At 58.4% G+C, this 12,051-nt stretch carries 12 protein-coding genes; all 12 read left to right on the top strand.

Annotated elements, in window-relative coordinates:
• The first annotated feature begins 44 nt into the window (after positions 1-44).
• The 12 genes from GT753_RS01000 (at position 45) to GT753_RS00945 (ending at position 12,051) form a co-directional block, all read left to right on the top strand.
• Positions 45-569, top strand: a complete 525-nt coding sequence (locus tag GT753_RS01000; protein WP_060424472.1) for a gp436 family protein — start codon at positions 45-47, stop codon at positions 567-569.
• Positions 566-1,012 carry a hypothetical protein gene (locus tag GT753_RS00995; protein WP_060424470.1) on the top strand — a complete coding sequence of 149 codons (447 nt, stop codon included), beginning with the start codon at positions 566-568 and terminating at the stop codon, positions 1,010-1,012. The genes GT753_RS01000 and GT753_RS00995 overlap by 4 nt, the downstream gene beginning before the upstream one ends.
• Positions 1,000-1,203, top strand: a complete 204-nt coding sequence (locus tag GT753_RS00990; protein ID WP_160125166.1) for a hypothetical protein — start codon at positions 1,000-1,002, stop codon at positions 1,201-1,203. The genes GT753_RS00995 and GT753_RS00990 overlap by 13 nt, the downstream gene beginning before the upstream one ends.
• Positions 1,187-1,942, top strand: a complete 756-nt coding sequence (locus GT753_RS00985; protein ID WP_060424466.1) for a hypothetical protein — start codon at positions 1,187-1,189, stop codon at positions 1,940-1,942. Before GT753_RS00990 ends, GT753_RS00985 begins: the two co-directional genes overlap by 17 nt.
• Positions 1,939-2,433: a DUF6631 family protein gene (locus tag GT753_RS00980; protein WP_160125165.1), complete on the top strand. Its 495-nt coding sequence runs from the start codon at positions 1,939-1,941 to the stop codon at positions 2,431-2,433. The genes GT753_RS00985 and GT753_RS00980 overlap by 4 nt, the downstream gene beginning before the upstream one ends.
• A gap of 157 nt (positions 2,434-2,590) precedes the next feature.
• Complete coding sequence (locus GT753_RS00975) at positions 2,591-6,094, top strand: phage tail length tape measure family protein (protein ID WP_160125164.1); 3,504 nt, start codon at positions 2,591-2,593, stop codon at positions 6,092-6,094.
• On the top strand, positions 6,091-7,275 hold the full coding sequence (locus tag GT753_RS00970) for a phage tail protein (protein WP_160125163.1): 1,185 nt from the start codon (positions 6,091-6,093) through the stop codon (positions 7,273-7,275). Before GT753_RS00975 ends, GT753_RS00970 begins: the two co-directional genes overlap by 4 nt.
• Positions 7,262-8,077, top strand: coding sequence for a phage BR0599 family protein (locus GT753_RS00965; protein WP_160125162.1), 816 nt, complete (start codon positions 7,262-7,264; stop codon positions 8,075-8,077). The genes GT753_RS00970 and GT753_RS00965 overlap by 14 nt, the downstream gene beginning before the upstream one ends.
• A gap of 9 nt (positions 8,078-8,086) precedes the next feature.
• Positions 8,087-8,320 (top strand): hypothetical protein, encoded by a 234-nt coding sequence (locus tag GT753_RS00960; protein WP_041033394.1) that lies wholly within the window; start codon positions 8,087-8,089, stop codon positions 8,318-8,320.
• A 9-nt stretch (positions 8,321-8,329) separates the two neighbouring features.
• Complete coding sequence (locus tag GT753_RS00955) at positions 8,330-8,527, top strand: hypothetical protein (protein WP_141998829.1); 198 nt, start codon at positions 8,330-8,332, stop codon at positions 8,525-8,527.
• On the top strand, positions 8,528-11,251 hold the full coding sequence (locus GT753_RS00950) for a phage tail protein (protein WP_160125161.1): 2,724 nt from the start codon (positions 8,528-8,530) through the stop codon (positions 11,249-11,251).
• Entirely contained in the window at positions 11,248-12,051 is an 804-nt protein-coding gene (locus GT753_RS00945; protein ID WP_160125160.1) for a hypothetical protein, read from the top strand. Before GT753_RS00950 ends, GT753_RS00945 begins: the two co-directional genes overlap by 4 nt.

The following is a 12,051-nucleotide window of genomic DNA, read 5'->3' as shown; positions in this document are numbered from 1 at the left end:
TTGAACGCTGGCCATGCGGGAGAGTGGTTTTGAGGAAGAGAGTTATGGCGCTGACCTGGTACATCTCGCTGGCTGAATTAGCGGAGCGCCCCGGTGCGGTTGAGTTGTCTCAAACGTTCGCCGGGATGGGGAAACCCATGCCGCGCCCGGAAATATTGGATGCGCTGCTACGCGGCGAAGAGACATCGTCCTGGCCACCGGCCGAGGTGGAAGTCGCACTGGCTGCAGTAGCGAAGATCGGCGATGCCGTTGAGGAGACCCAGGGGCTGGTTGATGGCTACCTGCTAAAACGCGGTTATAAGCTGCCGCTCGCGAAGGTGCCGTCGATCCTGACCGGTTGGGCGCGCGCCATCACCCGGTACAAGCTGCATTCGCACCGCGTGTCCGAAGAGAAAACTGATCCGATTGTCCGTGACTACCGCGATGCGCTGAAGTTCCTGGAACAAGTGGCCGCCGGTAAGTTCAGCCTCGGGCTGGGGGATTCGCTGCCCGCTGCAGGTGGCACCCCGCAAATCACCGGACCGGGCCGCACCTTCAGCATGGATACATTACGGGACTACGGCAAATGAGCAGCGGACCGTTCGATATCAACCTGGTTGTCGCGCGGCTGCAGGAGCTCGACCCACAGCCATTCAGCCAAATCGGCACCATCGTCGAGTACAGCAAAGTCACCGACCTGTCGGGGTTTGCGATGCCGGGTGCGTATGTGTTGATGGGGCCAGAGCGCGGCATTCCGGGTAACGGTGCCCGCGCTCAGATGGCCGAGGCAGTGATCGGGATTGCGATATCCGTGCGCAATTATGGAATGGGTGCTGAGGGGCTGACCCATGAGGTTAATCCACTCATCGGGCAAGTTCGCGACCACCTGATTGGCTGGCGTCCGACGCCCGCCAGTGCCACGGGTATGCAGTGGTTGCGCGGCGATGTCCTGGATTTTGATGGCGGAATGCTGCTCTGGATGGACACGTTCCAGGTTCAACATGTGATCGGGGGGCGACGATGCCTGAAGTGAAACTCCTGCAGCCGCATACCCACGAGGGTAAAGCCGTTGCAGCCGGTGAAACCATCACCGTAACTGACGCCGAGGCCGACTGGCTCCGGGGTCAAAAAATTATCGAGGTGGCGTTACCCGTCGTGAACAACGACAACCAGGGTGGTCGCCGTAACAACAAACTGGAGGCGGATAATGGCGCAGCAAGTTGAAACCTATTACTACGGCCAGGGCAAGGTGTTCCTCGCTCGCCGTTTACCGAACGGCCGTCCGGGAGCCTGGCGCTGGATTGGCGACGTTTCCGCACTGGCGCTCGCGCTAACAGTAGAGAAATTGTCGCACAAAGAGTCGTACTCCGGTCAGCGCACCACGGTGCGCAGCTTCCCAACAAGCAAAGATGGCACCGTGACCAGTACCTGGCATGAGCTCTCAGCGGAGAATCTGTCCATCGTACTGTACGGCGATCGGGTAACTATTCCCGGCGGCACTGTCACGGCGGAACTGCTGCCCGCCGGTATCACTGCAGGTGAGCGTTATTCCCTGGCCCATCAGCGCATCAGTGATGTTGTGATCGGCACGTTGGTTGAAGGCACGGATTATGAAGTGGACTACACCTACGGTGCCATTTTGTTCCTGACCGACCAAACCACCGCACCGTCGGTCAACTACAAGTACGCCAGCAGCGTTAACACCACGCTGTTTACCTCACAGCCGGAGAATCTCGCGTTGCGCTTTGAGGGGATCAACCTGGCTGAAGGCGGCGCGGCAAAAATCCTGGAGCTGTACAAGCTGTCGTTCGACCCGGTTTCAACGCTGGCATTGATCCAGGGCGACACTTCACTGGCCGGTCTGGAGACCACTGCCGGGGTACTGTTCGATAACGCCCAACCTGCAGATCCAACGCTGGGTCGGTTTGGCCGTGTCATCGATGTCGGGGAGCCGGTTGCATGAAAAAGGCAGCACCCAAACCGGCTGCAGAGCCGGAAAACGACCTGGACGTTTTGCTGTCTACCCGCGATATCACTATCGCGGGCAAACCCATCACCGTCCGCGAGGTAACCCTGGTCGATTCACTGGTGCTGCATGACTCACTGGCACCGATGGTGGCCAGCCTGGCCGCCGTCATGCAGACCGAATACCCACGGTTTGAGGAGGTACAGCAGGTGCTGGCGAAACATGCCACCGTGCTGCCGGTGCTGATCGCCCATTGTACTGACCAGTCGGTTGAGTGGGTTCAGACATTGCCGGGGAGTGAGGGGCTGGCGCTGATGGACTGGTGGTGGGCTGTGAATCGGCGTTTTTTTATGGGCGCTGCCACCCGCATCCTGCAGCTGCAACTGGCCAGGGCGAAGACACTGTCGGATTCGGCTGCATCTTCGCAACCCTCATCCGGGCAGGCCACAACCCAGACCGCCTCGGACACTACACCGCCCGCCAGTTGACACTCTACTACCGGGAGGCGCTGCAGTTGCAAAAGCAAGACAGTATCCACCGGATATTGGATGTGATTGCCGGGCACGCCGGTGGCCAAGCGGCGACAACACGAATCAATGCCCTGAAATAATCGGGGCATCTCTCTTCTTTATATAGGGTGCTGTTATGGCTGCAGGAAACTCTACCCTCAATCTGGCGCTACGCATTACTGCCGATCTGAACGATGCCAAACAGGCGCTCGGAACCCTCACCAGCGATATCACCGCGACCGGTACCGCCGCTGACAACAGCAGCCGGAAATGGGCTGACCATGCCAATGCCGTGGAAGGCGCTGCAGCTGCAGCGCGTGAGCATGCCCAGGCAGAAAAAAGCGCTGCTGATTCTACGCGAGCGACCGGCGATGTCGCACAGCAAACGGCAGAAAGCTACCACGGATATCAGCGCGCGCTGAACCAAACCCGTGAAGCAGCCAACGCCGCGCAAAACACCATCGAAGACCTGACGACTGACCTGGCAACCCAACAGGCGGCATTGGCCGCATTGGTCGGCCGCATTGATCCCGTGGTCGGTGCCTATGAACGCCTGGATGCGATGGAGGAGCAGCTCAAGGGCTTTAATGCAGCTGGGCTGCTTCCGGGTGAAGAGCTCGACTTGTATGCCGCCAAAGTCGACGGCATGCGTCTGCAGGTGGAAAAAGCCGCCTATGCCGCAACGGAGGCTGGACGCCGTGAGATCCAGACCGCCCGTGAAACTGCCCAGGCCGAAGTACAGGCGGCGACGGCGAAAGAAGCCTTCATCACGCGGCTGCGTGAGCAGGCCGAAACGCTGAACATGACGACCACTGAGCTGCTGCAGTATAAGGCCGCTCAGCTCGGTATTACGGCTGAAGCCGCGCCATTTATTCAGCGCATCAATGAGCAAGCCACGGCAATGGGCCACGGCGGTATCAGTGCCGGGCAGTATTCCCAGGCCATGCGTATCCTGCCAATGCAGATCACCGACGTCGTGACGTCGTTGGCCAGTGGTATGCCGGTGTGGCTTGTGGCCATTCAGCAAGGTGGCCAGATCAAGGACTCGTTCGGTGGTGTCGGCAACACATTCCGTGCGCTCACCAGCCTGATCACCCCGGCCCGTTTGGCCATCGGCGGCATCGCGGGCGGTGTTGCTGCTGTGGGTATTGCGGCATTCAGCGCGGCTAATGATCAGGATGAATTCAACAATAGCATTCAGCAAACCGGCAACTTCGCCGGTGTCAGCGTTGGCCAGCTGCAGCGGCTGACGCAGGCCGGTGGCCAGATGAGCAGCAACTACAGCCAGGTGCGGGATATTCTCAACGGACTGGTCAGCAGCGGCAAGTTTACCGGTGAGACGCTGGACAGCGTTTCCCAGGCCGCGTCTGCAATGGCCGAACTGACCGGCGACTCTGCTGATCAGGTTGTGGCTGAGTTCGTCAAGATGACCAACAGCGTATCGGATTGGGCAGTCAACAGCAGCGAGCAGTATCACTGGCTGGACTCCGAGACCTATCAACGCATTCGCGCACTGGAAGACCAGGGACTAAAAGAGGACGCCATCGAGCTGGCGTCTCAGGCTTACAAAAAAGCCGCCGTCGAACGTCTAGGGGAAATCAAGACTCAACTGAACTGGGTTGCGCGTGGGTGGGACGATGTCAAAAACGCGGCAGCGGAAGCCTGGCAGGGGCTTAAAAGCGGTACCAGTTCGGCTCTTAACCTCGATGCGCCCGATGAAGCGCGCGCGAAAGAGATCCAGAACATAAAAGAACAGTTAGCCAATGCTGGAGATGAACTGGATATTGCGACTCGTGGGCCAGCTTACGGTGAATGGGTCAAAGAACAAAAATCGCGCTTATCTTCTCTTGAGGCACAAGCCGCAGCACAACAAAAAATTGCTGCAGAAGCGACTAAGCGCCAACAAATTGAAGACAAGAGTAATGCTGCCTCTAAAGAGCTTGAAAAGACCTGGGCGAGTAACCGTACAGCGGTAGAGAAAGAAGCCGATGCTCTGGATTCGCTGAAAAAACGCTATACGGACATGTGGGCGGCTGCAGGTGGCCGAGAAAAATTGCGCGACCTAGGCGTATCATCCACCGACGGTCAGAACTTCTCTGGCGGTCAGTGGGATGCTGATGTTAAAGCACTCGATCAATCGGGTAAGAAAGCCGAGCAGTACAACAAACAGCTGCAACAGACGCTGAACCAGAAAAAGGCGATCACTCAGCTTGCACGCGTAGAAGCGGATATCACGAACGGGTCGCTGAAGGATGCCAGCAAAGTCGAACAGGATAAGGCCCGCGCTACGGCCAGGCAGATTGATGCCCAGGAAGCGGCCAACAAATCCGCCAAGGCTGGCGCATCGGCGGCCAAACAGTCTGCAGCGGAAAACCAACGCTTTGTCGACCAGCTCGAGAAGCAAGCCTCCAAGCGCGTCGAGGGGGCTGCCGCTACGCGTGCGCAGGAAATTGCGACCCGCAACCTCACAGCAGAGCAGCGACGCCAGGCAGAGGCGGCAAACGCGGCCATCACGGCTCAGGAATTCAAGGGGCAGAACCTGCAGTTGCAACTGCAGCTCATGCGCGATACCGGCAACACGGCCGGAGCCAGTCTGCTGGAGACCCAATCCAAATTTGCCGATATGCGCCGCGAGTTTGAGGCCAGCGGCAATACCGAGGGGCTCAGTCTGATTGATAAGCTGTTGCCGGTCGCTGAAACAAAAATTCGTGTCGATGACATGAAGAAACAGATTGAAGATCTGTTCACCTACCAGGCGCAGCAGGAAACCAGCATTCAGGCGCAGGTCCAGGGTGGGCTGCTGTCCGAAATTCAGGGGCGGCAGCGCCTGGTGGAACTGCATCAGGAAGTCGGTGACAAGGTTAAAGGCTACCTGCCGCAGCTCAAAGAGCTGGCCAACGCGCCTGGCGAAGCCGGAGACAAAATCAGGGACATGATCCGGCAGCTCGAAGAGCAGCTCGGCAAGCTGAATCAGGCAGGCAATGAACTGACCATCGCATTTCGTGATGGCCTGCAGGGCGGGATAGAAAGCTCACTCGTCGGCCTGGCAAAAGGCACGATGAACCTGAGTGATGCGGTGAAGAACTTGGCGCTCAGTATCGTCAACAGCATGGCGCAAATCGCGGCGCAGCAGCTGGCACAAATGGCGACTTCCAGCCTGGTTGGCAGCGGTGGCGGCATGGGCGGCCTGTTCGCCAGTGTATTCGCCGCCGACGGTGGCCACGTCCGCGGGCCTGGCACCACGACCAGCGACTCCATCCCCTCCATGCTTTCTGACTATGAATTCGTTACCCGCGCGGCCGTGGTTCAGCAGCCTGGCGCGCTGGACTTCCTGCACAGCTTCAACAGGCATGGTATGGCCGCATTGAACGCCTGGCTGCCGCGTGCTCGCCATGCGACTGGTGGCCTGGCTGGTATTCCTGCGCCTGCCGCGCCGATGCCGCAAACCGTACCGGAAGCTGCACCAGGCAGTCCAGCACCTGGTGTCACGATGCTGCAGCCTCTGCAGCAAACGTTGTTAATTGATGCTGTTGATGTTTTCACTAAAGGGGCCGGGAGTGTTCAGGGCGAACGCGGCATCATGACAGTACTGCGCGCCAATGTTCCCACCCTCAAGCAAATGCTGGGGGTGAAATCATGACGGCATTATTTCCCTGGCTGATGGAGCCCGACTGGACCGGCGGCATCGCCGAAACGCTCGAGTGGAAAACCGACGTATTGCAGTCGCCGAGTGGTGCCGAACAGCGCATTTCTCGCCGGTTGTCGCCGCGCCGCATGTTTGAGTTCGGCATCCTGGCGGGAGACGTCGATCGCCAGTGGCTGGAGAACGCGGTGTGGCAAGCTGGCGGCAGCACATGGGCGATGCCGGTATTCCCTGATGTGACCGAATTGCAGGCGTCGGTCACGGCCGGAGCCTCTCAGTTGCAGGTCGATACGCGCTGCCGCGATTTTTCAGTGGGTGGAACAGTGTTGCTGAAAAATGCCGAGGCTATCGCATCACCTGCCGCGCTCGTGACCGTCAGCGCGATCGGAGCTGATTCGCTGACCCTGTCCCAGCCGCTGGCGGCAGGCTGGCTTGCTGGCACGGCGGTGTATCCCGTTCGCCCGGCGGTGTTAACTGACCCTCCTGCGTTTACACGCATCACCGGCGGTCTGGCCAGCGCTCAAGTGCGTTTCCGTATCGCCGAACATAACCCATTCTCCGCAGCAACCAACCTCGCGCTGTACCGTGGTCATCCGGTGCTGGAGCCGGAGGCAGACTGGTCGGAGAGCCTGACCGGCGAATATCAGCGCCTGCTGATCGAGCTTGATAATAGCAGCGGTATCCCTGCACGCCTGGACACTGCGCGCCGCCCATTTTATCTGCAGCGTCACACCTGGTCATTGATGGGACGCACCGAGCAATTCGCGCTACGCCAACTGATGTACTACCTGCGCGGCCGCCAGCGCGGGTTATGGGTACCGAGCCAGAATGATGATCTGACCCCGACGGGTGCGCTGGCCGGGAACACGTTGCCGGTGATCCGCTGCGGCTACAGCGAAATGGGCGTCGTTCCTGGGCGGCGTGATCTGCGCATCCTGCTGGGCGACGGCCGCATGCTCTACAGGCGAGTGACTGGCGTGGCTATCAGTGGTGCGACAGAACTGTTGGCGCTGGATGGTGAGCCGGTCACCGTACCGCAGCAACAAATTGTCGCCGTGGCATTCATGACACTCGCCCGGCAAAACAGCGATGCAATCACCTGGCAGCACACCACTGATGCTGACGGTTTCGCCAGTGTGGCCACCTCGTTTATAGGAGTTCGTGATGAGCTGGAGTGAGTTTGAATATTCGGTGGCCAACGGCCAACCGTTGACTCTGTATGAGTTTATTCGCGGAGACGTCGCGCATTACCGCTATACCAACGCCGACCGCGATATCCATTTTGCTGACGCCGACTGGCAGGCGGTGGCCATCAGCGACAGCGGGCTCAGCGCCGGGAACGGCGACGGCATGGATATCACAGTGCCAGCCAACAATGCCGTCGCCATGCTGTTTCGTGGTGTTCCTCCGTCCAGCCCGGTGCGCATCCGCGTTTACCGCCTGCATGCCGAGGATGCCGCCGCCGAGTTTCGCACGGTCTGGGTAGGTACGGTGACCGAGGCCAAGCGAGAGGCGATCGAACGCACCAAACTGATGACTTCCAGCCTGGCCAGCACGTTTTCCCGCGTCGGCCTACGCCTGACTTACGGCCGCGCCTGCCCCTATGCGTTGTATGACCATAACTGCAAAGTTGATCCGCTGGCGTTCGGTGTTGGCGGTCTGGTCGTGACTGCGATGGATGGCGTCAGCATCACGGTCAATCTGCCCGATGGCACTGCGGCGGACTGGTTCTCCGGCGGTTATGTCGAGTGGGCTGTGGATGGCATCACTGAGCTGCGCGGCCTGCGGGCGCAAAACGGCAATCAGATGAACCTGTTTGGCGGCTCGGCCGGTTTTGCCGTTGGCCAGGTGGTGACGCTATATCCAGGCTGCAACCGCACGATTGCCCAGTGCGACAGCAAATTCCGCAATCACTTGAACTACGGGGGGATGCCGCACATGCCGGGTAAATCCCCGTATCAAATCATCAAATTGTTCTAGGAGGTCATCGTGTGGTTCGCCATCGCTAAATATGTCGCGGTCATCGTCGCGTCATACCTGGTTAACCAGGCTCTGGCCCCTCGGCCGAAAAACAACACGCCGGAAGCGGCGACGGAAGAAAGTTGGCAGTTACCCCAGCCGACCGAAGGCACGCCACAGTGTGTATTTTTCGGCGACTGCTGGACTGATGACTGGTTCGTGCTCGGTTACGGCAACTACCGCTATGACGCCATCAAAAAATAGGAGCGCATCATGAAAATCACGATGGAACATATTCGCGCCGGTGGCGGCTGTGCCTGGGGCCTGCGAACCTTCTTCGCTCGCTACCAGCTGGACTTAGAGGCATTCCTCCGCGAGGGTGGCATCGACTCTGAAAAATTCCTGGCCACCGGGGATGCACTGGCAATCAACATCGTCCGCCTGGCGGAAAAAAACGAGGAGCACCAATAAATGGGTGGCGGCGGTAAAGGGTCAAAAAAAGTCACGGTTGGCTATCGCTACTCCTGGGACATCCACTCCGGGTTGGGACGTGGTCCGGTTAACGAGATCGTCGCAATCAGCGCCGATAAAAAGACCGTGTTCGCAGGCACTGAGGGACAACTTTCGGGAAATACCTCCGTTTACATCGACCAGCCAAACCTGTTTGGCGGCGAGGATACCGGCGGCGAAGGCGGTATCCAGGGCACGCTCGACGTGATGATGGGCGGCCCGGACCAGGTACCGCCCCCGTCACTGCTGAATCTGCTAACCGGTCTGGTGCCGGGGTTTCGCGGCGTGGTGACAACGTTTTTCTCGGGCCTGGTCAGTTGCTACAGCGCCAGCCCGAAGCCGTGGTCGTTTCGCGTACGGCGCACGACCGCTGGTTGGGACAACAACGCAGTCTGGTATCCCGAGAAAATGCTGATTCTGCTGGAGAACACCGTCGGCCAGCTCGATGACGAGTCGAAGCTCTCCCCGGAGCAGGTCGCGAACCTGCGCCGTATTCACGCGATGAACCCGGCGCATATTCTGGTCGAGTGCGCAACGAATCGGGATTGGGGACGCGGTTTGTCGCTGGCCGATGATCTGGACCTTGACAGTTATCGTATCGCCGCCGACCGTCTCTACGACGAGCAGTTCGGCCTCTGTTTCCGTTATAACCGCCAGGACAGCCTGGATACGTTTGTACAGCAGGTGCTCGATCACATCGGTGCTGTGCAATATGGCGACCTGGAAACCGGCAAGATGGCACTGAAGCTGCTGCGTGATGACTATGCAGTCGATGATCTGCCGCTGTTCACGTATGACAACGGCATCATCAGTGTACAGGATGATGACAGCAGCAGCGCAGACACGGCACCGAATGAAGTGGTCGTGACCTATCACGATCCGGTCACCAACAGCGATGGCGAGGTCAAGGCCCAAAACCTGGGGTCGATTCAGGCCGTGGGGCTTATCAGCAGCACGGTCGAATACCGCGCTATTCCGACCCATGACCTGGGTGCTCGCGTCGCGCAGCGCGATTTGGAAATGGGGACATCCGGGCTGACGCGGCTCGTGATCAACGTCGACCGACGCGGCGGCATTCTGAAGCCAGGCGGCGTATTCCGCGTGAGCCTGCCCGACAGAAATATCGCGAGCATGGTACTGCGTGTTGGCCAGATCAGCGAAGGCGATGATGGTTCCCTGAAAATCACTGTGGTGCAGGATGTGTTCGGACTACCGTCGACATCCTACAGCACCGGCGAGCAGCCCGGCGGCTGGACGCCACCCGACCAGACCGCGCGGCCGGTGACGGATATGCAGCTGATTGAGCTGCCCTATGTGGTGCTGGCGGGCACGCTATCCGAGTCTGAACTGGCCTATGTTAAGCCTGGCTCCGGGTTTATTGGGATCATGGCCAGCGCACCGACGTCGCTCTCAATCAACTACCAGATCCAAAGCCGCGCCGCCGGTGCCGGATTTGTCGATCGCAACCAAGGTGACTGGACGCCATCCGGCAGTTTGCTGGCGGCCGTCGGTCCGCTGAATCGCACATTGCGCGTGGTGATGCCGTTCCCGCCCGCCGTAGGCGACGGCGCGATAGTGGGCAACGAGATTGTCCGAATTGACCAGGTGAATGTGTCTGCTGGCACCCTATCAGTGGGGCGCGCCTGTGCTGACACGCTGCCCGCTGAACATGCTGCAGGGACACAGATCCGATTCTACCGGGATGCCATCGAATCCGATGGCCAGGAGTACCTGGGCGGCGAGAACGTGGATGTGCGTCTGCTGACGCGGACCGGCACCGAGACGCTGGCCGCAAATTTGGCCCCTGTCATCAACATCACTATGGCCCAGCGCCAATATCGCCCGTACCTGCCAGGCAACATTCGGGTGAACGGTGTTCCATATCCTGCTGAAGTGGCCCCTGCAGCGGGCTACACGCTGACGTTCGCACATCGTGACCGCGTGTTGCAGGCGGACCGTCTGATTGATTGTACTGAAGCGAGCATCGGCCCGGAGCCAGGGGTGGAATATAAAGTCACGCTCATGCGCCAGGACACGTCCGAGGTTGTCTGGACACATAACACCAGCGCTGATACAGCCGAGCTGCCGTATCACACAGATGGCGTGGATGCTGCTGTGCATATTCTGACGCTCAGCAGTACACGCAGCGGCATAGAATCGCTGTATCGCTACCATGCCATTCTTCCGGCCGGTCGCTATATTCCGGTTCCACCGCCTATATCGGTCATTATTCCTGAGTTGGATATCGTTTCGGGCGCTGACTGGGCTGCGTCGACACCGTCGGATACCACCACCGGCGCAGTACCTGAATTTATCGCATTGGCTGAAGTTGCGGGAGCTACCGACGGCGCAGCCCCGGCGTTTGTGGCCCACGGGCTGTCCATCCCAGCGGATGACATCAATTACCCTGCGGGAACCTGGCCCGATTCACCCTACATCTTTGGTACGCATCAGGTACTGATGTTGGCCAGTTACGCCGAAGAACCGTCACTGACCGTGCTGGCGCTGGCCGGTGATGCCAGCGCGTTTGCGATTGAGTCCGTCACGGGAACGGCTGCGCCGGTAGTCTGGTCAGCTGGAATTTATCGCGCCGCTGATGACATGACATTATTTACATCGTCCGGCGTTGTTTTGAACGAGGGCAAAATATCGCTGACGCTGCGTGAACGGAGTACCGCCTCATGAATGAAACGTACTATTATGGCCAAGGTAAAGTTTATTTGGCTCGTCGTGATGAAAATGGACGACCCGGTGCATGGCGCTGGGTTGGGGATGTTTCTCAATTGGTAGTCACGCTAGCGTTCGAACAAAAGGAAGGTAAATTATCTCGGTCTGGAAGACTGGTAAAAACTCGACGCCACTTAATCTCTAGTGGCGGAGCCCTGACATCAACATGGCATGATTTTTCGCCTGAAAACTTGGCGTTACTTCTTGACTCATCGCCCGTCACTGATGGAGCAAAAATCATAGAGCATGAAGAACTTCCTCCCAATATAAAGGCAGGAGACCGTATCGCTCTGGCATTTCAGAATGTGTGGGGAGTTGAGCTGTCAGGTTTGACCAAGGGAATAGATTATCGCGTTGATGCGTTGTGGGGCGCGATTGAATTTATTACGACACCGGCTAACCAACCCGTATTCGCAGATTATTGCCGGACGGGACTTGTCAGTGTCGGTATTTTCTCTCAATCACCCCGTGAGTTTGCGTTTCGATTTGAAGGCATAAATTTGGCTGAGAGCAAGAAAAAGACATTGGTTGAGATTTATCGATTGTCATTTGACCCTTTAACCACGCTGCAACTAATAAATAACGACACCTCATTGGCTGGAGTAGCAACGAATGCTGAGTTGTTGTATGACGCGACGAAAGCGAGAGATGACGTTTTAGGTCAGTTCGGAAAGGTCGTCACAATATCAGAACTCAGTGGTATTACACACAACGGCGAAATTTATCATGATGGTCGCTATCAACACGGTGGAAATTAA

This window comes from Serratia sp. Z4 (assembly GCF_009900725.1).
GTDB classification, from domain to species: domain Bacteria; phylum Pseudomonadota; class Gammaproteobacteria; order Enterobacterales; family Enterobacteriaceae; genus Serratia; species Serratia nematodiphila.
This window is presented reverse-complemented; position numbering and strand designations above follow the sequence as displayed.